Raw genomic sequence first — 23,222 nt, forward strand, 5'->3', positions numbered from 1 at the left:
GATGGAAATGAAACTCAATCTTCGCACCGCCGTGCCGCTGCTGTTGCTCGCCGTGCTGGCGTTGGTGCCCCTCTACGCGACGTTTGCCCAGCAACCGTTCTATCTCACCCTGTTCGGGCGCATTGTGGTGTTCGCCATCGCGGCCGTCTCGCTCGATCTGATTCTCGGCTACGGCGGCATGGTGAGTTTCGGCCACGCGCTGTATCTCGGGCTGGGCGCGTATGTCGTCGGCATTCTCAGCTATCACGGCATCGACAACGGCTTCCTGCATCTCGGGGCGACGCTGCTGCTGTGTGCCGTCGTCGGCGCCGTCACCGGTCTGCTCTCGCTGCGCACGACCGGCATCGCCTTCATCATGATTACGCTGGCGTTCGCCCAGATGTTCTACTTCCTCGCCGTCGGCCTGAGGCAATACGGCGGCGACGACGGCCTGCCGGTCACCGCCGGCAGCCGCTTCGGCAGCATGACGCTCGACGACCCCGCCACGCTGTATTACGTGGCGTTCGCCGTGCTGTGCCTGTGCGTATGGGCCGGTCGCCGGCTGGTCGATGCGCGCTTCGGCATGGTCATTCGCGGTGCGCGCCAAAACGATCGCCGCATGCGCGCGCTCGGCTATCCGACACTGCGCTACAAGCTGGTGGCCTACATCATCAGCGCCATGACCTGCGGCGTGGCGGGCATGCTCTACGCCAACCTCACGCATTTCGTCTCGCCCGCTTACATGGCGTGGACGGCGTCGGGCGAGTTGATCGTGATGGTCGTCCTCGGCGGGCTGGGATCGTTCTTCGGGCCGGTACTGGGCAGCGCCGCCATGCTGCTGATCGAGGAATGGCTCAAGGGCATGACGGAGCACTGGATGATTATCTTCGGGCCGCTCATCGTCGTGGCGGTGCTGGTGTCGCGACGCGGCCTGTATGGCCTGCTCGGCGACCTGCAGGTGCGGCTCGCCCGGCGCGCCCGTACCGTGGAGGGCAAGGCATGACCCTGCTTCAAGTCGACCAACTGGTCAAACGCTACGGCGGGCTGATCGCCACCGATCACTTTTGCCTGGATGTCGCGCCGGGGGAGCTGCACGCCATCATCGGCCCGAACGGCGCCGGCAAGAGCACGCTCATCGGCCAACTGGCCGGCGAGCTTCGCGCCGACGAAGGCAGCATCCATTTCGACGGACACGACATCACGGCCATGCCGATCGAGCAGCGCGCCCGCTCGGGGCTCGCGCGCTCGTACCAGATCACGTCGGTGTTTCGAGAATTCACCGCGCTGGAGAACGTGCTCGTGGCCGTGCAGGCGATGCAAGGCCATAGCTTCGGCTTCTGGCGGCCAGCCATTCGCGAAGCGGCGCTCGTCGAGCCGGCGCGCGAGATCCTGGCGCGCACCGGACTGGCCGCGCGCATGCACGTGCCCGCCAGCGCGCTTGCCCACGGCGAACATCGTCAGCTCGAACTGGCCATGGCGCTCGCGGGACGCCCGAAACTGCTGCTGCTCGACGAGCCGATGGCCGGCATGTCGCAGGCCGAGTCCGAACAGATGACGCATCTGCTCGCCGATCTCAAGGGCGATTACGCCATCGTGCTGGTGGAGCACGACATGGACGCGGTCTTCGCCCTGGCCGACCGCATCACCGTGCTCGTCTACGGGCGCGCCATCGCTTGCGGCAACGCCGACACGATCCGCAACGACGCGGGCGTGCGCGAAGCCTATCTCGGGGATGACACCCGCAACGAAATGCTGGGAGCGACCGCATGAGCCCCTTGTTGTCTTTGTCTGGCGTCGAGTCATACTACGGCGCGAGTCAGGCGCTGTTCGGCATGCAACTCGACATCGAGCGGGGGGCGTTCGTCACGCTGCTCGGCCGCAACGGCATGGGCAAGTCGACCACGGTCAAGTCGATGACAGGCCTCATGCGCCCTGCCCGTGGCGAAATCGTGTTCGACGGACAGCCGGTGCACGCCAGCCCGTCGCACCGTATCGCGCGCGCGGGCATGGGGCTCGTGCCGGAGGGACGCCAGATTTTCCCCACGCTGACAGTGCGCGAGAACCTCGTGGCCACCGCCAGCAATCGTCATGGTGCGCGCTCGCCGTGGACACTGGAGCGCATCTACGCCCTGTTTCCGCGGCTGCGCGAACGCGAGAAAAACCTCGGCAGCAACCTGTCCGGCGGCGAGCAGCAGATGCTCGCGATCGGCCGCGCGCTGATGACGAATCCGAAATTACTCATTCTCGACGAAGCGACGGAGGGGCTGGCACCGCTCATTCGGGGTGAAATCTGGCAGTGCCTGAAGCAACTCAAAGGCAGCGGTCTGTCGATCCTGTGCATCGACAAGAACCTTGCACCGATGCTCGAACTCGGCGATCGCCACTACATCGTCGACAAAGGCCGTGTAGCTTGGCAAGGCGACTCGCCAAGCCTGCGTCGCGCGTTGCCGGAATTACAGGCGTATCTGGGCGTTTGAGGCACGCGCCACGCTGCGTACCGCACCGTTTTGCGTACACTCTACGGCACCTCGTTTCGGCGGGGTGCTTGGTCCTCGATGGGTGTCATACGCGAAAATCCGGAGTGTTTTGTGAAAGCACCCAGTAGAACTCTGTGGTGCAATCGGTTCCGCTTGATTGACTTCGCAAGCGTGCTTATCCCTTCACTTAACACCGACACCCGGGTAGGACTATGGCTTACTCCAATACGCCTTCGAATCCCTTCCGCTGGCTGCTCTCTCAGGACACCGGTGCGCCACCGCCTGCCGAACCGGCGCACGTCAAGAACGGCCTGCCTGCGGATCTTCCGCTCAATATCAAGGAGCTGCCGCGCACACCGCTTCCGAAACTTGAAGTTTTTCCCGACGAATTGCTCGCCCTGCGCAAGCATCTCGGCATGTCGCGTAACGTCTTCGCGCACTACTTGCGTACGAATCCGCGCACGCTGGAGAACTGGGAGCAGGGTCGCGCGCGCCCCAATGCCCAGGCCGCCTGCCTCATTCGGCTCGTGCAACAGAACCCCGGGCTAGTCTCGTCGCTCGCACGTCTCTGACCCGCATTCGCACGATCGTCATCGCATCCGTGGTGGCTTCGCTGCAGGGTTTCGCAAGTGTCGCGATTGCGTTCACGCCATTCGCCGCGTCGGCAGTTCGCGTTACCGTTGGGGCGCGTGGGCAGGTTCATGCGCCGGCCCATCGCAAAGGGCGGCACGCCGATGCACCGGCATGCCGCCCTTCGTTTTGGCGACATCGGCAGGAAGGCGCTACGGCCTGAGGCCGCACGCTTCGCGAAGGCAGGCGACGAAGCGCTCACAAGCCGGGCTCGGCGGCCTGTCGGCACGCAGCGAATACCCCACATCGCCGAAGCTGCCGGGCATGGTATCGGCCAGCACCCGCAGCAATCCCGATTCCACGAACGGCGTGGCCGCCACACGCGGCATCAGCGCTACTCGCGGGGTCTCCAGCATCAAGCCGATGTTGGTCAGCACCGAGAGCGACTCGACGACGTCCTCGGGCAATGCCAGCCCCGCATCGTGGAAGAGCCGCTCGGCAGCGAGCCGCGACGGCGATTCCGGCACCGGCAGAATCCACGCCCCTTCACGCAACTGCGCAAGCGGCACGCGCGCCGGCCCCTGTGGCCAGTGACGCGCCCCACCGACTACGCTGAGCGATTCGTTGAAGAGCACTTCGTGCGTCAGGGCGAAGGCGTTCGCGACAGGCAATGCCCGCTCGGGCAGACGGCCCACGACAATATCCAGATCGCCGCTGGCCAGCGCGGGGAAGAGTTGCGCGGTCGTCGCTTCACGCACTGTGACCAGTACGCCCGGGGTCCGCGACTTGAGCATCGCAATCGTGCGCGGGAGAAGATCCGCGGCGGCCGAGATGAGCGTACCGACGATGACGTGTCCACTGGTACCTGCGCTGAACGCATTCACTTCGTCCGTGAGGTAGCGCAGCTCGGCCATCAGCGATTTCACGCGATGCCCGAGCAGTTCGCCCAGTTCCGTAGGCTGCATGCCGCGATTACTGCGTACGAAGAGCGGTCCTTCGAAACACGATTCCAGCTCGTGCACGATCTTGCTCACGGCCGGTTGTGTGAGACCGGTTTCGTTGGCCGCGCGCACGAGCGAGCCCGTCTCGAGCACGCGATCAAACACCTGAAGCTGGTGGAACTTGAGCTTTCGTCCGAGATTGAGGGAGGTCCAGGGCAGCGAGCGCATCGGCGTGCCGTTCAGGCCGCCGCCGCGGAGCCGGACGGTATCACCGCCCCCGCCCCCGGCACGCCCTGCGCCGCGGGCGCCACCGACGCAGCCGCGTCAGACTCGGCAGGTTCGCCCGGCAGGAATGCGACGACGTACTCCTCCAGCATCGCGGCGTCCGGCAGGGACGCCGGATTGACATGATGGTTGACGAGGCATCCGTCGAACGTCAGCACAAGCATATCCACCAGACGCGCACGTCGCACGCTATCGCGCGCAAGGCTCGGTGCGACTGCCGCCAGCATGCCCGACAGATGCTCGCGAAACCAGCGCAGCAGCGATGCGTCGTACGGATCGCCCGGGCGGACGGTGGCCAGCGCCTGCACCAGGTTGTGCGAAAAGCCGTTGTCGAGTCTCGGCATCTGGACCAGCAGGCCGTCGAGCAGGGTGCGCATGCGGGCATGGGCGCCGTGTGCCGCCATCACCTCGGCTTCGAGCAAGGTAATGCGCGCCTTGAACCAGGTTTCGTAGACGCAGAAGAAGACCTGCAACTTTGCGGTGAAGTAGCTGTAGATGTTCGCGTGGGAAATGCCGGCACGCTTTGCGATCTGCACCATGGTCGTTTCGACATAGCCCTTGTCGAGAAACAGGGCATGCGATGCTTCCAAAATGGCCAGACGAATGTCTTCTTTCTTGACTTGTGGCATGGATAAGCTTGCGCGGATAGGCCGAGCACCTCAATCGATTTGTCTCAACAATCGCTGAATTCAGTACCGAACTTCAGCGGGCACAGTATGCCAGCGCAAACGCAGCTTGCGGCGAAAACTAAGCGCAAATACTCCCCCGGACTTTCCCGATGGTTTCAACGCATTCAGCGCGATTTGCGATGACAGACATCGCGTAATACGCCGCGTAATCGCATACTCCGCGCATTCCGCACCTTCCGGCATGAATGGCGGCTTTTAAAGCCGCCGGCCGAGACATTTCAAACTTGAACAATTTCGATGTCACGCTTTCGACAGCTCCGCTTTACGACGACATCCGCCCGCGGCGTCGCACAAGCACAGGAACATGCGCGATGGTGCGTGCGCCAGCGTCGCTGGTGTCGCCCTCCGCATCGTCAGAACGTCCACAATTTATTTCGGACTGCATTTTATATACCGATCGCACAGAAAGCACCGTGGAGCTCACAGGTTCGCGACCGTCACGCCCGACCCAAGGGCTTTACAAAGTCTTACAAGATCGGGCGACCCAAATACCGCAACTTGCGTCAAACCTAAATCAATCAGCGCTGGCGACAGACGCCATGAATACGAATACCGCGCAATACCGCGCAATACCGCGCAATACCGCATTGGACTGCGCATCGACCGTAAATGGATCGTGTATCAAGCCTGCGCCGTCAGCGACCGCTGTTATTGAACGGCAGGCGATGCCTGCGATTACCCGGGGCCCGACGCCCCCCTCTTTGAAGGAGTCATGCGTCATGAAAACTACACAACGATGGATCTCGCACCTCTCCCGTCTGTCACGCTCGGCCGGCCCGGTACTCGCAGGGGCCGCATTGATCGGCACGCTGGCCGGCTGCGGCGGCATGACGCCACGCGAATCGCGTAATACGGCAGTTGGCGCCGGCGTCGGCGCCCTGGGTGGCGCCCTCATCTCCGGCGGCGACCTGGGCACGACCGTGGGGGGCGCCGTCGTCGGCGGCGTGATCGGTAACGTCATCACGGACGACCGCCGTCGCCGTTGATACCGGTCTCCCCGTCATCGGGCGGCTCCCCTCTCGTCAGCGCATCGCATCGCGAGGCCGATACCGCCGTCACTGTTCAACGAATCAGGAGAAGCGCGGCATGACATCTCAACAGACACCGCATCAACGTACGCTTCGAACCCTCGCGACACGGCGTACGGCGCGCCGGACACTCGCCGTCATCACGCTTTGCGCCAGCGCCGCCGCCCTGTCGCTCGTCGCGCTGCCCGGCCATGCACAGACGCGGACGCCGATGAACGGCGTCGTGCCGACGACACCTTCGGCGCCCATGCCTGCGCCGTTACCGGGCCCGGACTACGGCGACGCGTCGGATCAGAACGCAGCGCTCGGGCTGTACCTGCAACGCTCGTTCGACGCCATCGACACCAATCGCGATGGCAAGATCGACCGCAATGAATGGTCGGCCTATCAGCACAGCCAGTTGCAGGCGCGTCGCGCCACGTTCGAGCGCTATTTCAAGGCGGCGGACAAGGATGGCGACGGTTATCTGAGCCGCGACGAAACGGCGGCCGCCGAGCCGTTCCTCGATCGGCATTTCGAGCTGATCGACGCCAATCGTGACGGCAAGCTCTCGCCCGCGGAGATTCGCGCTTACTTCCGCCGTTACTATCACGAGCGCGCGCAAGCCGACGCGGCAACCACGAAACCCTGAGCCCCTCGCTCGGTAGCGCAAAAAAATACGCCACGGCATGCCGTGGCGTATTCGCTTGCGCGTCATGCGTGCGGCGTGTCACCGCCGCGCACAACAGGCACGTATTACACGTGGAAGAACTCGGCAATGAGCGCAGCACCGAGGAACGTACCGGCGTTCGCGAGGAACGACACGACCACGATGCGCCAGCCCAGACGACGGAACGCCGGCACATCCTTGGCGACCGACAGACCGGCGTACGTCAGCATGGGCGTCACCAACGAGAGGAAGTTGATCTTCCCGGTGAACTGCTCGACGATCGGCGCGAACGGGAAAGCCGGCGACGTCAGGAACATCGCAATGAGCGACACCCAGCACACGGCGGGCACCTTGCGGCGCGTGACGTAGTACAGCGCCTCGCCCACGATCACGGCACCGATCATGATGACCATGCCCGGCACGCCGTCGAGGAACGGCGTCTTGAAGGCGATGGTGTTACCGACCAGCGCCAGCGCACCCGAGAACACCCAGGCGAACAAACGTGCACCGAAATTCATTTCGACGGTGTGCGCCGTGCTCGCTTCCTTGAGTTCCTTGGCGGCGTCGGCATCGGCCACCGCAGCGGCTTCGGCGTTGGCGCGACCGCGGCGGCTCATGCGGCCCAGCACCGGCTCCATCACGCGGTAGCCCCACACGGCGAGCGGCAGCGAGATGAACAGCGTGAAGTACGTGCCGATGGTCGTCGTGATCAGGTTCGATGCGGCGGCGAACGTGGCCACTTCCTTGGCGACTTCCGGCGTTTGCTGCGCGGCGATGGCGCCGGCGGCAGCGGCCATCATCGAACCCGAGCCCACGCCGGCGCCCATGGCGAGCGAGTGCGGGTGGAACAGATTCAGGCTGGCGATGAAGCCCGCGAACAGCGAGATGAACACTGCGCCGAACACCGTGCCCGTCAGGTACTCGGCCAGCACGCCACGGCCTTCCGGCGAATCGAAGCCATACTTTTCACCGATGATGGCCAGGCTCGGCTCACGACCGACCGAGAACGTCGCTCCGATGGCCTCGCGCTTGATGCCGAGCATCAGCGCGACCGGCAAGCCCAGGATGATCGTGCCCACGAAATGGCCAAACTCCTGGAACACGAGCGCCCAACCGGCGGCCACGAGTTTGGGCAGCGAGCCCCCCACGAGCAGCCCCAGCTTGGCCACGAAGAGCAGTAGCGCCGGTTGCAGAATGGCGGACGCCTTGTGTTGCATCGGCAGGTTGATCTGCGCAAAACGCGGCAGACGCGCTTGCGACAAACCCAACGCCGCGCCGAGCAGCAACGCCCAGACCATCGGCAGCAACACGATCTTGCCGTGCCCCGCATTGATGCTGATCGCCCCGATCAGCTCCGCGATGACGAGAATCACGATTGCCCAAATATATAGGCGCACACCATCGCTGAAGGCGCCCCCTTGCGGTTGGCCCGCGCTTTTTTCCATGACTGCCATCTGGGTCTCCCCTGCACATGCTATTGAACCGGTCCGGTGCCGTCCGGTGACCCGGAAGGTGTACGAACATTTCGGTGGTTAAGGAAATTCGGCACGCCATCCGTCCGGTCCCCAGACCGTCGGACTTCCCCATGACGCCTGACGGCTCGCCAGGTTGGCACACCTCGGTGACAACAACAGCGTTCCGCGCCGAACCACCCGAGGGCGGCATTATACGCGGCCAAAATGGCCGTTTCGGCCCCGAATCTCACGGGCTGAAACGGCTCCGTACCGAGCGGGGTCTCACGACCGTCGCCCCGATCCAGCGCGCCCCCGTCGACACGACGCCCCCGACGACCGAACGCATGACGACACCCCTTCCCCCCGGATGGCCCTACGCTCGCCGCGGACCAGCATCAGACGTAGCCAAACGGCGTGGCGGGGTTCGCCGCGGTCTCGACCCACACGCTCTTCGTCTGCGTGTACTCATACAGCGCTTCCATGCCGCTGGAGCGACCGTAACCGCTATGGTGGTAGCCACCGAACGGCGACGCCACGTTGATCGTCTTGTAGCCGTTGATCCAGAAGGTACCGGCATTGACCTGCGCCGCCACACGGTGCGCGCGCGCGACATCCTGCGTCCACACCGCGCCGGCCAGGCCGAACTCGCTGTCATTGGCGATCGCCAGCGCCTCTTCCTCCGTGTCGAAGGGAATCGCCACGACGACCGGGCCGAAGATTTCGGTACGCGCCACGCCCATCGTATTGTTCGCGTCGGCCAGCACCGTGGGGCGCACAAAGAAGCCGCCATCGCTGCGCTGCTGCGTACCGGCCGCCAACCGGGCGCCGCCCGCGACGCCCGCATCGATCATGTTCATGACGTGTTGGTACTGGGTACGGTTGCAGATCGGACCGACCTCGGTCGTGTCGTCGAGCGGCTCGCCCACGCGGATCTTCTCCGCGCCGCGCGCAAGCATGTCGACCATCTCGTCGTACACGCCACGCTGCACCAGCAAACGCGAGCCGGCCACACAGCTCTGGCCTGCGCTCGAGAAGATGGCGGCCTGAGCGCCGAGGCAGGCGCGCTTCAGGTCGGCATCGTTGAACACGATATTCGCGGACTTGCCACCCAGTTCCAGCACGCTCGGCAGCAGGCGCTGCGCGGCGGCCGCGGCGATCTTGCTGCCCGTGGCGGGCGAGCCGACAAACACCACTTTCTTGACGACCGGATGCGAGATCGCCGCCTGACCGGTGGTGTGACCGAAACCGGCGAGCACGTTGATGAGACCGCGCGGCACGCCCGCCTGCTCGGCCAGTTCGGCCACCGCCAGTGAGCTGGCCGGGGTCAGTTCCGACGGCTTGAGCAGCACGCCGTTGCCCATGGCGATAGCCGGGGCAAGTTGCCAGCCGCACGTAAAGACCGGGGCGTTCCACGGCGTGATCTGCAACACCACGCCCATCGCTTCGCGACGCGTGTAGTTCAGGTGCGTGCTCGGTACGGGGATGACATCACCATAGAACTTGTCGGTCCAGCCCGCGTAGTACTCGAACATCTCGGCGACCTTGGCGACTTCACCGCGGCAGTCGCGAATCGGCTTGCCCGCGCCAATCGATTCGAGTTGCGCGAGCGCTTCGGCGTTTTCGCGGATCTTGCTGCCGACGGCCTGCATCACACGACCGCGCGCCGCATGGGTCAGCGCCCACCAGGTTTTCTGCGCGGCTTGCGCGGCGTGGGCCGCCTGGGCCACGACGGCGGCACCGGCGTCGCGATACGACAATACCGTCTGGCCGGTGGCCGGGTTCACGATCTCGATGTTCGCGTCACCCGTGCCTTCGAGCAGTTCGCCATTCACGAACGAGCCGAGGGTGGTGGCCTTGGGGAAGAACTTTGCGAATGCGCCGAGCAAAGCGGCGGCTTGTGGGTCTGCCATGAGAACACTCCGTGCGACGCGCCGCATCGGGCGCATCGTTTCGTCAAACAACAATGGAAAATCAAACGACCCGGCGTAATGCCGGAGCGGGCTGACGCGCGATCACGCCCGGCCCGGCTCGATGAACTGCACGATGCGATTGAAGTCCTCGTCATCGCCTACCGTTGCCGCGCTTGCGGCCCACAGACGACCGACTTCGGCCGAGAGCGGTCCCGTGGCGAGCGTGCCCGTCTGCTCGGCGAGTGCCATCGCCAGACGCACGTCCTTGCGCATGAGCTTCATCGTGAAACCGGAGTCGAACGCGTTGTTGAGGATCCACGTCGGGTAGTTGGTCTGTGTCACGCCGCTGCGGCCCGAGCCGGCATTCAGCCCCTCCAGCACTTGCGCCGGCGCTACGCCGGCGGCTTCGGCCAGACGCATCGCTTCGCCCGCCACGACCAGGTGCGCCGCGCACATCAGGTTGTTGATCAGCTTGGTCACGTGACCGGCGCCCACGTCGCCGATATGCACGCGCTTGGCGGACATGGCGGCGAGCACCGGTTCGATCCGCGCGATGTCCTCCACCGAACCGCCCAGCACCATCGTGAGCGCGCCGTTCAGGGCGCCCTTCGGGCCGCCGGAGACCGGTGCGTCGACCAGCGCGATACCCTTCTCGCGCAGCGTGGCAGCCAGTCCACGCGTGCTTGCCGGATCGGCCGTCGAGGTGTCGATGACGATCAGGCCCTTGCGACCGTTCGCGGCAATCCCATCGGCGCCATTCACCACGGCCTCGACGACCTGCGAGGTCGGCAGCGACAGCACGAGGGCGTCGGCTTCGCGGGCCAGTTCGGCCACCGACGCCCGCAGTCCGACGCCCGCGTCGGCCAAGGCGCGACCGGCGGCCGGCGACGGATCGAAGCCGAGCACCGTGAAACCGCCGCGCTGCAACGACAGCGCCATGCCGCGTCCCATGTTGCCCAGTCCGACCACTCCGATGATTTTCATGTTGACTCCAGATTGACTGCGAGGATGACGTCTCCCCCTTGGGCGACATCGCGTTGCTTCGTCGGCCGAACGTGCCGGCCAACGCTTGGACATTGATTGGCAGTGTGGGATGAAAAAAAACGACGCTCAATGACAACGCTTGAAGATTTTTGTTCTAAAAATTAGTCTTTAGGGTATGACACCTGCCATCAACGAAAACCGACTGCTGTATCTGTTTGAAGCCGTCCAGTGCGGCACCGTGCGCGCCGCGGCGGACAGACTGGACATTGCCCCTTCGGCCGTCAGCCGTCAGATCGCCCTGCTGGAGGCCGAAATGGCGCTACCGTTGATCGAACGTCACAAACGCGGCGTCCATCTGACGCAGGCCGGCCGGTTGCTCATGGAGTATTACCGGGAACAGCGCGCACACCAGGAGGACTTGCTTGCCAAGCTGCAGGAGGTGCGGGGGTTGCGGCGCGGGCATATCCGGCTGGCGGTCGGCGAGGGGTTCGTCAGCGATCTGATGGGCGCGCCGCTGCAGTACTTCTGCAAGCGCTATCCGGACATCACGCTCACGCTCGATCTGGCGGGAACCAACGAAGTCATGCGGCGGGTCGCGGAAGACGATGCGGACATCGGGCTGGTCTATAACCCCCCGATCGAACCCAAGATCGTGTCGCGCGCGCAGATGCGCCAACCGGTGCACGCGATCGTCGCGCCCGACTCGCCGCTCGTAGAGCGGTGTCGCGCGGCCGGGGGACTCAAGCTCGACGCGCTCTACGACGTGCCGCTCGCCCTTATGCATGGGGCGTATGGCACCCGCCAGTTGATGGCGCTGGCCGAGCAGTCGGAAAAGTATCGGCTGACGCCCGCGGTCACGACCAACTCGATTTCCGTGCTCAAGCATTTCGTGCGCGCCGGACTGGGCGCCACATTCCTGCCCGCGTTTGCCGTGTCACAGGAGATCGAGGCCGGCGAGCTGCGCGCGCTGCCGATCGATCACCCGATTCTCAATCAGGCCGAAGCCCATCTCGTCACGCGCACAGGCCGGCGGCTGTCCGGCGCGGCCAACCGCTTGCTGACCCATTTGGCGAGCAAGATGGAAGCGTTTGGCGCCCCGGACTGACGTGAACGGCCAACGTCGACGGGCATGGACCCGGTCGCCGCGTTGCCCGGCTTCGGTTGCTGGCACGCAACAATCGTCGTATTAAGCCTTTCCCCGATGTTGCGCGCGGGGGAATTCGTCTATAAATGAAGCCATCCGGGCGATAACGGCTCGTTGCGTCGCAGTCCATGACATGCGAAGCATCGCCTGCCGCCTCGCCAGCCGAATCCGGTCGTATGGCCGCGTGTGCGCCTGTATTGGCGCCGCCCCGCCGACGACGCTACGCCAGTGGACTGCCATGACGATGAACTCTGACAACCAGAGCGTGACGGCATCACTCGCAACCGCCCGCATGCCCCCATGCGGCGCCCGTTGCCCAGGCGTGCCCGCTTCCCGATGCTTTGTCACTCGTAACGAATTTTCAGGCTTTTCAAGCTTTTTCGACGACATCTCGTGTTGTCTTCGCTTGGACGCTGTGCGACGACGACGGTCATAACCGCGCAAGAAGGTGCGGGGCAAAACGCAACTGGGGAGCAGACCATGAAAAAGAAGCTCATCGCAGCGAGCCTGCTTTGCAGCATCGGCACGTTTGCGCACGCGCAGTCGAGCGTGCAACTTTATGGCCGCGTCGATGGCGGCTTTCAGTTCATGAACCACCTTCAGGACGGCAACGGCGGCACCGTCTCGCGCTGGAGCGCGCAAGGCGGCGACTACGGCACGAGCCTGTTCGGCCTGCGCGGCTATGAGGATCTCGGGCAAGGATTGCATGCGGTATTCAACCTGGAAGGCGGCTTCCAGTTGATGAACGGCTTCAACAACAATGGCGCGGGTTCGATCTTCGACCGGCGCGCGCTGGTCGGCTTCAACTCCCGCTCGTGGGGGCAACTGACGATCGGGCGAAATCTGTTCATCAGCAACGGGGTCTGGGACTTCGATCCATTCCAGCAGCAAGCCTTCTCCTCGGCGTCGCTCGTGCGCGGGCGTAACTGGCCGCAGGCGAGCAACACCGTCAACTACCAGAGCCCGAACTGGTACGGCTTCGACGTGGCGGGCCAATACGCGTTCTCCAACATCGCCGGGCAGTTCAACAACGGGCGTGGCATGGGGGCCCAGTTGACCTACACGCATGACCGGTTCCAGTTGCGCGCCTTGTATGACGAAATTCGCGATAGCACGGGGCGCTTCACTGATGTCTTCGCCACGTCGCGCGAGTACTTCGCCGGCGCGAATGTGTTCCTGAACCGCTTCACGATTTCACTCGGCTACACGCATATGTCCGCGCCGGACGCGCCCGCGCCCGACTTCGCCACGCGTGCCGACCATTACTGGGCCGGCGTAAGGTATCAAGCCACCCCGGTTTGGGCCGCTAATGCGGCGGTTTATCATGTCAACGTGCCGGGCGGCTTCGGCAACGCGACGATGTTCGAGGTGGGCACGACGTACAGCCTGTCGAAGCGCACGTTCCTGTATGGCACCCTCGCTTACGTGAAAAACAGTTCGAACCAGAACTTCTCGGTCGCGGCCATTCCGAGCGACTCGCTCGACAACCCGCCCGCAGGGAAAGGCCAGACCGGCGCCTATGTCGGCGTGTCGCATTCGTTCTGATCAGGCGGCGTAGTAGCGAGCCCCCGGGCGCGAGATGCGAAAAAGCCGTCCGGCGCATTGCCGGACGGCTTTTTCCTGACGATAAGTAGCGGGGGTTTCGACCCAAATGTATTCGGCCAATAACGCATCGATCATGACTGCGCGATGCGCGATCTGAATCGTCTTCGGAGGCGATCTGCGCTTTCCCCTTGCGAGGAAAGCGTCTTGCCGACTTCCTTAGAACCGATACTTAGCCGAGATACCGCCACCCATCGCGCTTTCGCCCTTGCGCACGCTGACGTTGCCGCCCACGCGCACTTCCAGTTGCTTCTTGATCTGCATGTCCACACCCAGATCCGCCGCGATGATGTCCCGGCCCAACTTCGGCCCCTTCACCGTGAAGTCACGCGGCGCGCCGTAGATCGCATTCGTCAGGCGGCTCTGCGTGTTGCCGAACTCGTGCTCGTACGACAGGCGCAGCGACGGCGCCACCTTGCCGCCCGCAAAGCTCGCCACTTCGCTCCACAGTCGTACGCCCAACACCCCGCGCGTCGAGGTCTGCGTTTGCGATCCCACCTTCAGGCCGTCGTTACCCTGGCCATCCCGGTTCGTTTCGTCGAACGCGTTCAGACGCGTCGAGGCCACGCGCACGCCCACCGACGGATCGATGTTCACGCCCGACACCCCAAAGCGCTTACCCACCTCGCCGAACATCCCGAACGTCTGACCGCTCGTTTTGCCCGTCAAGCGGGCCGACGCATTGCGCGCCGCCACCGTGCGATCCGTCTTCACGCTGTGATTCGTGTACGACAACGCGCCGTTCACGAACCAGTTCGCGCTGCTCAGGTGCGATCCGTACAGGCCCACGCTCACGCTGTTGACCTTCGACTCGCCCGGCATGCCCTTCGCCTTCGACTCCTGGTTGCCCAGGCCCATCGACGCGCCCACCAGCGTATTCTGGCCCACCCGCTTGTCGATACCGATCGCGCCGTCCAGGCCCTTCACGTCGAACGACATGCCGTCGCCGCGCTGGCTCGCGTTGCCGCCCTTGAACGAGGCCCAACCCGCGATGCCGTTGTCCGCCGCCATCGCGCCGTTCGCCGTCTTGTCGTCGAACATCGTGCCACCGGCGATCATGCGCGTTTGCATGCCGCGCTGGAATGACGTAGCCGACCCTTGCGCCGTCGTCGCGTTGTTCACCAGCGACTCACCCGAGAGCAGACGCGCCGAACGACGTTGCTCTTCCGAACCCGCCGTTTGCAACGCCATGGCCGACAGCACGCTGCCCCCGATCTTGCCCAAGGCCAGATCGCCCAACGCCACGCCGTCGACCGAGGCCAGCACCGCTTGCTCGTTGGCGTTGTAACCGCCGTCTGCCCCGAGGAAATTCACTGCACTGGTTTCGGTAATCGTCACTCGACCGCCGGTATTGCCATCGGCACCATCGCCAGTCGAGATGCTGCCGAACTCGACTTCACCGATCTGCACGTCGGCGTCGCCCGGCGCATCCACGACCGTCACTTGCTGCTTGAGCAGATCGGCGACTTCGATGCCGTCATCGACGGCGACGTTGATTTTGGTCGCGCGGAAATCGCTGCTTTCCGAGACTTGAATCGCGCCGAACGCCAGGTCTTCACCTTGCTTCGCAACACGCGAGTTGATCTTCGCCCCCTCGCTCGACGCGTACTTGCGCACGGCCAGCTTGTTCGTACCGAGTTCAATCGTCCCGGCATTCGTGATGTCGGTCACGCCGCTGACGTCTGCGCCCAGCGCAACCGTACCCGCACTGGCAACGCTCACGGTGCCCGAGCCCATCGCATTGGCGTGCGCCGCCGTCAACGTACCGGCCTCGATCTCCATGCGCTTGACGGCGCTTTGGTCGTTGGTCAGCGTCAGGTTGCCGTTACCCACCTTGACCACTTGCAGGTGGGTGGGTGGATCGGAGATCGCGTCGGCTTGGTGGCTCAACGGCGCGTCGCCCAGCGCGAGCGGCTGTTTGTTGAACGTGTCCAGCCTGACCGTAACGTCGTCACTATCCGACACTGCAGCCTTGACGCTCAGAATGCGGCCGTCGAACACGTCGTCTTGATGCAATGCGCCGAGGCGAATCGTGGTCTCACCGGCAACAACTTCGCCGCTGCCCGTCAGCGAGCCGATAGTGAGCGCTTTGACAACGGGATCGCTCGGCTCCGCCGCGGGAAGCGCAATCGCCGACACGTCCAGAGAACCGCCCACGAGGTTGATGGTCGCTTCGCCCGCGACCGTGCTGCCTGACATCGTGACTTCACCGGCGTTTGTCAGCGTCATGCGCTGCAGCTTCGTATCGGCGATGTCCAGTGTCGCGCCGCCAAGGTTAATGACTTCCGCCTTGCCGCCCTCGGATTGATTGCTGAGCGTCGTCTTGCCGGCATTCAGCAACGCCAGATTCTGAAGCTTCGACTTGTCGAACGATGCGAGTCCAAAATTGACGACCGTCGCGTCGCCCGCCGAGGCATCACTGACCGTCAGCTTCCCGGCGGCGGCAACGCCAAGCCGGGATTTCGGATTCGCCAGCAGGGCGGCATCGACATCGCCCTGGGTCACCGCCATGCCGACAGTGATCTGGCTGTTGCCTGCATTGGCGTTCGTTCCGAACACCAGTTCGCCACCGTTGTTGAGTGCAATCGTTGCCGATCCGGCGCTGGTGCCTTCATTGAACTGGATCTTTCCGTTTGCACCGGTCGCGGACAGCGCAACGTTCTCCGCGTAGATGGCACCGGTCTGATTCTCACCTTGCGCGGCGAAGGTCAGCGCGCCCCCCTCGACGACCGAAATGGACAGATCGCCCGCACCCTCGATGGCACGATGAACGATCAGTTCCTTACCCGTACCGGCGACGAGAACGTCATGATCGGCGCCTTCGGCGACGTAAAGCGTACCCACGTCCCGTTTGCCTCCGACGACACCGTGGATCGCATCCGACGACCTCCCGGAGGCACTCGTGATCTCCAGCGTGGTGTCGGCGCCGATGACGGCATGCGTATCGGAATTCGCTTCGTCCCCCATGAAGTTGGTCAGATGCTTGTCGTGCCAAGTCAAACGCGCGACTTGCTTCTCAGCATTCGGCGTGGCCGCGTCCAGTTGACGCGTATTCTTGAGCGCCGTCAGTGCCGCCTCTGTCCCGGCGGCTTGCACACGCGCCTGCTTCAGTGCCAACAAATCGGCCGAGCGTTGCAGCGGCGTGACGGCATCGGCACTCGCCTTTGCAAAAGTGGCGTGCTTGTTGATCTCGGTTGCGAGGTCACCGTATGCTTCTGCCCGCCCAGCATGTTTTGCCTTCGCGGCCACATCGATCCTCGACTTCAGCGTCGCGAGCGCCGTCTTTTTTGACAATCCGTCAGTGGAAATGGAAGCATCGGCAGTTTCAGTGAGAATGGAACCGACGGCGGCACTTACGAATTCAAGCGCCAAGCGCTTGTCACTCCACGTAGCCGTGGAATCCATGACGGCGGAGGCGGCTTCCATTTGCTCAGCCATACGTTCCGCAAATCGCCGCGTGGCAATGGCCTTTTGGAGTTCGGGCGTCACAGTCTTGGCATCGGTATCAATTTTTCCCAGACGAGCGGTCCGATCCTCCTGCCATTGTTTCTGCCCGGTTTGCGCCGCCGCATACCCCGGCAGTGCTGCTGCGGTCACTACGGCCGCGACGGCCATGCAAATCTTTGTCTGACGCAGCGCGCTCGACTTCGGATGGTTCTTTTGCATTCGATAATCCATAAATTAATTCGTGAAAAGTGACGAATTGCTCCATCACGCTCCAGACACGACACGACGGCGTGCGTCAAGGCTCACGAAGTCTAAAATTCGGATTATCGAAATCGACGCAAAGTCATTGAGTTTTGGTACTTAACCCAAGAAAACAATCCATCAATAAGTTGGGATAATTCTTTAAATATTCAAAATCAAAAAAGAAGAAGGTCCCAATAATTCAATACATCCCATCATTAAAATCCCAATCATGCGAAGCATGCGACACGCAAACAACGGATATCGAAACCAAGCGGGAGATATCCCAACGAAAAATTTCTGCTCGGCATCATGCGTTTTGCACCGCGTTCCGGCCGGACAATGCGAGCCGAATGCCTATACCCAGCGCCAATAAAAAAACCCGCCGCGCTCTCTCAGGCACGACGGGTTTCTTCACTTCCGCTTGGTCACAACAGGACGATTCTTCGCCCGCCTGACGTGGGTACGCAGGCTCAGAAGCGATACTTGGCCGAGATACCGCCACCTAGCGCGCTCTCGCCCTTGCGCACGCTGACGTTCCCTAAAGCACTGGGAGCGCCATAAAAAATGTCCGCCGTCAAGCGCTTCTTGACGGTGGGCATAGTATTAAAAGACTATATGCGACAATAGTTTAGGGTGTTCTTCGATGATTTCAGCCCACAACTGATCTGTGGGCTGGGAGCCATGTAGGAGTATTGCGGTAGCAAACCCAGGAGCGCTACAGCGAATAGATCGCACACGGCAACACCTCGTTCCCCGATCGCCATATCTGCAAAGTCCCTACGCCAAACAAGAACGCGCAGCTCGTGAGCTGCGCGTTCTTGTTTGGAGCGGATGCCTAGTACGCGGCCCTAGCCCTTGGGAATCAACTCGAAGAAGCATTGGATCGAGCACAGATGAACTGTGCACCTCCAGCGCCAACGAAGACCGACAGTGCCACAGCCCAACTTGCCACGAAATTAAGTTTGAAGTTTGTTTTCTTCATAGTTACCTCCTTGGTTTGTTGTGCGTTGGTTAGGGTACGGTGCTTGTTGTTAGTGGGAATCTCACCCAGCAATCGGACGGTTCGCTCTGTCTTCTGAATCTGTTGATACGTCAGGCTGATTGAACTATCGGTCTTCTCGCTCCAATGCTTCCTCTTTGATAATGGTATGCATATTTTACCGTGAGGCAGTTCCAGTTGCTTGACTACTTGCACGGCCTCCTTTCCTGAATCCTCGATCCCCCGCGATGAATGCCTCTAGCATGTGCGGAATCAGCGTCATCGCATCGACTGTCTCGCCATAAGTCTGCGCATGCAGCGCGGCGTAGCGGTCGAGGTCGGCCTTGAGGCTGGTCGGGCACGTGAAGGTCAGTTTGACGCTCTCGGTCTTGGGCAGCGGCCCCAGCCGCAGCTTGCGCGTGGTGCTCATCGTGAAGTCCCCCGATTGAAGAACAGCGGCTGATAGGGGCGCAGTACCAAATCCCGATTGACGATGATGCGCACCGGCAGGCCCGGCCGCTCGGTCAACGTGGGCTGGATGTTGAGGTTGCGCCGGGTCATCTCTTGGCCGACCTGGTTCACGCTGTCTTGCAAGCTGTTGCGCCCAGCGTTGATGACACGATCACCGTTCTGGCGGTTCTCGGGCGCGGCCAGCTCGGCACCGACGCCCAACAGCGTCGTCAGCGCAGCACCGGCGAAGATGCGATCCCAATGCCAATCGACGCCATCCTCCAGTCCAGAGTTGCCGGCCGGATCGGCACCGGCCAAGTTGTCCAGCGTCAGCGAAGACGTGTCGGGCAGGATGATCCGGTTCCACACCACCTGCACGCGGCTTTGCCCATAGCTCACCTGGCTGTTGTAGCGGCCGAGGATGCGTGAACCCTGCGGGATCAGTACAAACTTGCCCGATGCCGTGTCATAGACCGGCTCCGTCACCGTGGCAATCACGTCGCCCGGCAGATCGGACTTGATGCCCGTCACCAGCGCACCCGCGATCACCGTTCCCGCCATCACTTGATACGGTGAAGCTGGCATTTTCAGGTTCCCGGAATTGCGGGTTTCCGTAGTTCCGGCTTTCAGGAACGCCTCTTTCTGATCTTGCCGGTTCTGCACGGCGGTCGGATCGGCAGGCTGCGCTGCTGTTGAAGCTGGCCCGGCGGCCATCGGATCGAAGCCCGCAAGACCGGATGCAGGACGGGCCGTGGCCACCTGCGTTGGCGTGGCGGCGGCGCGCTGGTTGCTGGAACGGAAGAACACCGATGCCCCTGCGGCCGCTTCTGCCTCCTTGCGCTGGGCGTCGTGCTCCGTGTTTGCGGGAGCGTGGCCAGGCGGGGTGTAGGTGGGCGTCACCGGTTGCTGCGATTTCACGATGGCTGGCCCCAAGTCGCCCGGCAACGGCGGCCCCAGCTCGGGTACTTGGGGTGGCAAAGCCCGTGGCAGCTTGGAGTAATCGGTCGGAAGCTGGTCCAGACCTTCCGAACGCGAAACGCGATCCACGTTGTAAAGCTCGGCCTGTTCGCCTGCACTGCGCTTGCGCGGTTGCAGCGACCACATGGTCGCGCCCAACACGGCTACGGCGAGGCCGCCGACCAGGATCGCCAATGTGCGCCGGTTCAAGCGTGTCACCGGGCGCGGCTGGGCGCGCAGCGCCACGTTCTCCGGCGCGACTTTCGGGGTGGCATCGGGAACAGGTGTGTCCGGGGTGTCGTTCTGGCTCATGGTCAGTTCCCCCGCGCTGTGCCCACGACTCCATCCGTGCGCTCGATGCGCACCACTTCGCCCCCATCACTTCCCTTTCCACCACCCAGGCGTAGTTCGGCCGCGCCGAACAGCCGATCCACGATGTAGTACGGCGAACGGAAGCGGTAGTTCACCAGTTGCCCGTCGCCTTGAGCGCCAATCACGAATAGCGGCGGCAGATCGCCCTGTGCGATGCCCGGTGGGAACTGGATATAGACCTTCTCGCCGTCGTCGAAGGCGCGCAGCGGCTTCCACGGCGGCGTGCCGCCGCTGATGGCATAGCGGAAGCGAATCTTCTCCAGCGACAGGCCGGCATCGACCGGTGCAGTCGCCTGCGCGGCCTGCGCCTGGCGTTGCAGGGCCAGCATCCGATCTTTCGGGTATTCCCATGACACCGAAGCCATCCAGGCGCGTTCGGTCGAGGTCAGCTCGATCAGGTAGGTGCGCCTACTGGTGGTGATGACCAGATTGGTTTTGAGCCCCGAGCGGATCGGCTTGACCAACACGCTGACGCGCAGCGCCTCACCGGTGCCGCTGGAGGTGTCACCGACGATCCAGCGCACCGTGTCGCCGGCGGCGACTGTCACCAGTTCCTCGCCCGGTTGGAGAGAGATGACCGTTACCCGTCCCGGTGCCGCATAGACCTGGTACAGCGCACCGTCCCCGAAGGGCCAGACCTGGATGGCGTTGACGTAGCCCTCACGCGTGGGCGCAATGCGCGCCTCGGCGTTGGCACGCGAGACCCGGAGCTTTTCATCGGCGGGCTCAGGGGTAGCCTTGGCCTCGATGCTCTCGGGCAGAGGTTTCATCTGCGCCGGCATCGGGAGCACCTTCGGTACTTCGACCACTTCGACCGGCTTGGGCGGTTCGGGCAGCGGCTGGGCCTGCACCGGCTCATCGAGCGAGATAACCGGCGGTGGTGTGCCCTTCGTGGCGCAGCCCGGCAGCGACAGAACTGACGCGGCAAGCGTCAACACGAAAGCGTAAAAGCGGAAAGACAGGTTCATGGCTTGGCTCCTTCGGCAGCATCGAGTTCGCGGCTCCACGACAGTCCGTTGACGTAGATGCCCAATGGGTTTTTGCGCAGCCGCTTTTCGGTGCGCGGGGTTTGCAGGACGGTGGAAATCACGGCGTTCCAGCGCTCGGTGCCGGCCGGCGCGCCATTGACGAAGCGCTGCTCGGTCCAACGCACGTTGAAAGACGCATCGCTGGCGCGCACGACGCTGGTGATCTGCACCGTGACCGACTCCCTGCCGACGCGGGCGAACGGGTCATGGGTGCGCGCATATTCGTTGAGCACGCCCGCGCCGCGATCGGTGGTGTAGTCGTAGGCGTCGAGCCAGTTCTGCCGCACGACAATGGGATCGATGGACAGCGAGCGCACCAGCACGACGAAGTGCGCCAGGTGGTAGGCGATCTGTGCATCGTTCGGCCGGTACGGCGTGGCGGCCTCGCCGACCGCCCGAACCTGGCCGGCCTGATCCACTTCCACCACATAGGGCGTGACGATGGACTGCGCCGAGCGCCAGACCAGTCCGCCCGCCATCAGCAACGCGAGCGACAAGCAGCCGAAAGCCATCAGCCGCCAGTTTTTCGCCTGCACGCGGGCCGAGCCGATGCGCTCGTCCCACACCTGGGCGGCGGATTGGTAGGGAGTGGCAGGCTGCGGCGTATCGGCATAGCGCGCCTGCGGTCGCTTGAATCGCATGGTTTGTTCTCCTTATGAGTTGGAATCGTGCAAGCTCGGGCCGCTGCTTGAGCCACCGCCGTCCCCCCCGCGCAGCGTGTGGGCGGCGGTCGTGGCGGCATGGCTGATCTGCTGGCGACGGTGCAGGCGCTTGGCCCAGGCGGGTTGCGCCTGTTGCTGGTCGGCAGCTCCGGAATTGGCTTCGCTGGTAGTGGATTGGCCTGATGTGGCGGCGCTTCTGGATGCCGAGCCCGCCTCGTCGGAACGGAAAGCAGATGCCGCGCGCTCCTTGAGCGAGCGCATCCCGGCGGCGGCCTTTTGGCCGACGGCCTGCGCGCCGGTCTTGGCGACGTTGCCCATGCCAGCAGCGGCCCCCTTGAGACCACCGCCGGCTGCTGCGGAACCTGCTTGATAGGCTGAGCGCGCGCTGCCTGCGGTCGAGGCAGCGGCACGCGCTCCGCTGGCGGCCATCTTGGCGGCAGCGGGTGCGATGCGCGCCCCGGCCACAACCGCGCTGCCCACGCCGGTCGCGGCAGCACCGACCGCAACGGCCGTACCGGCTGCGCCCATCGCCGCACCGGCCATTGCACCGGCGCCAAGCTGCGGCACGCCGGACACCAGGCCGGTGGCAATGCCGGGGCCGAAGATGCCGAGTGCCAGCATCGCGAGCGAGGCCAACATCACCACCAGCGCGTGATCGACGGAGGGTTCACTGGGCGTGACCTGGAACTCGGCGAACAACCCCGTGCCAATGCCCACGATCACGGCCAGCACCAGCACCTTGATGCCCGAGGACACCACGTTGCCGAGCACCTTTTCAGCGAGGAAGGCGGTCTTGTTCCAGAGCGCGAACGGCACCAGCACGAAGCCGGCGAGCGTGGTCAGCTTGAACTCAATCAGCGTGACGAAGAGCTGCACCGCCAGCACGAAGAAACTGATGATGACGATCAGCCAGGCGAGGAACATCACCACGATGGGCGCGATGTTGATGAACACCTCCGGGAACCCGGCCATCTCGCTGATCTGCTGCAGGATGGGGGCGGCAGCGTCGATGCCGGTCTTGGCGAGGCGCCCCGGCTGCAGAAAGGTCGCCATCGTCAACGTCGAACCGGAAGCCGTCAGACCGAGGCCGGCAAAGGATCGGAACACGATGCCGGAGAGCCAGTTGAAGTTGCCGATGATGTAGGCGAAGGCACCGACGTAGAGCACCTTGCGCAGGAGCTTGGCCATCACGTCTTCGCCCTGGCCGGTGGCATGGCTCAGCGCCCAGTAGAGGCCGGCCAGGGTCATGTCGATCGCCACCAGCGTCGCGGTCAGGAAAGCGACTTCACCGTGCAGCAGGCCGAACCCCGAATCGATGTACGTGGAGAAGACATTGAGGAAACGGTCGATGACGGAGACGTCGTTCATGGCC

At 63.6% G+C, this 23,222-nt stretch carries 19 protein-coding genes; 8 read left to right on the forward strand and 11 right to left on the reverse strand.

Annotated elements, in window-relative coordinates; translation table 11 throughout:
* Positions 1–7 precede the first annotated feature (7 nt).
* The 4 genes from OYT13_RS17010 (at position 8) to OYT13_RS17025 (ending at position 3,028) form a co-directional block, all read left to right on the forward strand.
* Entirely contained in the window at positions 8–982 is a 975-nt protein-coding gene (locus tag OYT13_RS17010) for a branched-chain amino acid ABC transporter permease (RefSeq protein WP_017234234.1), read from the forward strand.
* A complete protein-coding gene (locus OYT13_RS17015) occupies positions 979–1,749 on the forward strand; it encodes an ABC transporter ATP-binding protein (RefSeq protein WP_017234235.1) in 771 nt (256 codons plus the stop codon). Before OYT13_RS17010 ends, OYT13_RS17015 begins: the two co-directional genes overlap by 4 nt.
* Positions 1,746–2,456, forward strand: a complete 711-nt coding sequence (locus OYT13_RS17020; RefSeq protein WP_017234236.1) for an ABC transporter ATP-binding protein — start codon at positions 1,746–1,748, stop codon at positions 2,454–2,456. Before OYT13_RS17015 ends, OYT13_RS17020 begins: the two co-directional genes overlap by 4 nt.
* Positions 2,457–2,668: 212 nt before the next feature.
* Complete coding sequence (locus tag OYT13_RS17025; protein ID WP_017234237.1) at positions 2,669–3,028, forward strand: helix-turn-helix domain-containing protein; 360 nt, start codon at positions 2,669–2,671, stop codon at positions 3,026–3,028.
* A gap of 210 nt (positions 3,029–3,238) precedes the next feature.
* Here OYT13_RS17025 and OYT13_RS17030 read toward each other — a convergent pair whose 3' ends face one another.
* On the reverse strand, positions 3,239–4,195 hold the full coding sequence (locus OYT13_RS17030) for a LysR substrate-binding domain-containing protein (protein ID WP_017234238.1): 957 nt from the start codon (positions 4,193–4,195) through the stop codon (positions 3,239–3,241).
* 11 nt (positions 4,196–4,206) lie between these two features.
* Positions 4,207–4,881: a TetR/AcrR family transcriptional regulator gene (locus OYT13_RS17035; protein WP_261938183.1), complete on the reverse strand. Its 675-nt coding sequence runs from the start codon at positions 4,879–4,881 to the stop codon at positions 4,207–4,209.
* A 779-nt stretch (positions 4,882–5,660) separates the two neighbouring features.
* Between OYT13_RS17035 and OYT13_RS17040 the strand changes: the two genes are divergently transcribed.
* Both OYT13_RS17040 and OYT13_RS17045 read left to right on the forward strand, forming a co-directional pair.
* Positions 5,661–5,927 (forward strand): glycine zipper 2TM domain-containing protein, encoded by a 267-nt coding sequence (locus tag OYT13_RS17040; RefSeq protein ID WP_017234241.1) that lies wholly within the window; start codon positions 5,661–5,663, stop codon positions 5,925–5,927.
* 100 nt (positions 5,928–6,027) lie between these two features.
* Entirely contained in the window at positions 6,028–6,600 is a 573-nt protein-coding gene (locus OYT13_RS17045; RefSeq protein ID WP_017234242.1) for an EF-hand domain-containing protein, read from the forward strand.
* A gap of 104 nt (positions 6,601–6,704) precedes the next feature.
* On the opposite strand, the gene OYT13_RS17050 is transcribed toward OYT13_RS17045, so the two are convergent.
* The 3 genes from OYT13_RS17050 to OYT13_RS17060 form a co-directional block, all read right to left on the reverse strand.
* Positions 6,705–8,072 (reverse strand): DUF3100 domain-containing protein, encoded by a 1,368-nt coding sequence (locus OYT13_RS17050; RefSeq protein WP_017234243.1) that lies wholly within the window; start codon positions 8,070–8,072, stop codon positions 6,705–6,707.
* A gap of 395 nt (positions 8,073–8,467) precedes the next feature.
* Positions 8,468–9,982, reverse strand: a complete 1,515-nt coding sequence (locus tag OYT13_RS17055) for an aldehyde dehydrogenase family protein (protein WP_017234244.1) — start codon at positions 9,980–9,982, stop codon at positions 8,468–8,470.
* 102 nt (positions 9,983–10,084) lie between these two features.
* Positions 10,085–10,966, reverse strand: a complete 882-nt coding sequence (locus tag OYT13_RS17060) for an NAD(P)-dependent oxidoreductase (protein ID WP_261938180.1) — start codon at positions 10,964–10,966, stop codon at positions 10,085–10,087.
* A 175-nt stretch (positions 10,967–11,141) separates the two neighbouring features.
* Between OYT13_RS17060 and OYT13_RS17065 the strand changes: the two genes are divergently transcribed.
* Positions 11,142–12,071 (forward strand): LysR family transcriptional regulator, encoded by a 930-nt coding sequence (locus tag OYT13_RS17065; protein ID WP_017234246.1) that lies wholly within the window; start codon positions 11,142–11,144, stop codon positions 12,069–12,071.
* A gap of 519 nt (positions 12,072–12,590) precedes the next feature.
* On the forward strand, positions 12,591–13,655 hold the full coding sequence (locus tag OYT13_RS17070; protein ID WP_017234248.1) for a porin: 1,065 nt from the start codon (positions 12,591–12,593) through the stop codon (positions 13,653–13,655).
* 216 nt (positions 13,656–13,871) lie between these two features.
* On the opposite strand, the gene OYT13_RS17075 is transcribed toward OYT13_RS17070, so the two are convergent.
* The 6 genes from OYT13_RS17075 to trbL form a co-directional block, all read right to left on the reverse strand.
* Positions 13,872–17,378 carry an autotransporter family protein gene (locus OYT13_RS17075; RefSeq protein ID WP_268566698.1) on the reverse strand — a complete coding sequence of 1,169 codons (3,507 nt, stop codon included), beginning with the start codon at positions 17,376–17,378 and terminating at the stop codon, positions 13,872–13,874.
* 1,181 nt (positions 17,379–18,559) lie between these two features.
* Positions 18,560–18,811, reverse strand: coding sequence for a DUF2274 domain-containing protein (locus OYT13_RS17080; protein WP_247561201.1), 252 nt, complete (start codon positions 18,809–18,811; stop codon positions 18,560–18,562).
* Positions 18,808–20,100, reverse strand: coding sequence for a TrbI/VirB10 family protein (locus OYT13_RS17085; protein ID WP_247561204.1), 1,293 nt, complete (start codon positions 20,098–20,100; stop codon positions 18,808–18,810). Before OYT13_RS17085 ends, OYT13_RS17080 begins: the two co-directional genes overlap by 4 nt.
* A gap of 2 nt (positions 20,101–20,102) precedes the next feature.
* Positions 20,103–21,128 carry a P-type conjugative transfer protein TrbG gene (gene trbG, locus OYT13_RS17090; RefSeq protein ID WP_247561206.1) on the reverse strand — a complete coding sequence of 342 codons (1,026 nt, stop codon included), beginning with the start codon at positions 21,126–21,128 and terminating at the stop codon, positions 20,103–20,105.
* Entirely contained in the window at positions 21,125–21,829 is a 705-nt protein-coding gene (gene trbF / locus OYT13_RS17095) for a conjugal transfer protein TrbF (RefSeq protein WP_247561208.1), read from the reverse strand. Before trbF ends, trbG begins: the two co-directional genes overlap by 4 nt.
* Positions 21,830–21,841: 12 nt before the next feature.
* Positions 21,842–23,218, reverse strand: coding sequence for a P-type conjugative transfer protein TrbL (gene trbL / locus OYT13_RS17100; protein WP_247561210.1), 1,377 nt, complete (start codon positions 23,216–23,218; stop codon positions 21,842–21,844).
* Positions 23,219–23,222: the final 4 nt, after the last annotated feature.

It is taken from the genome of Pandoraea sp. XJJ-1 (genome assembly GCF_026802345.1).
GTDB classification, from domain to species: Bacteria; Pseudomonadota; Gammaproteobacteria; order Burkholderiales; family Burkholderiaceae; genus Pandoraea; species Pandoraea cepalis.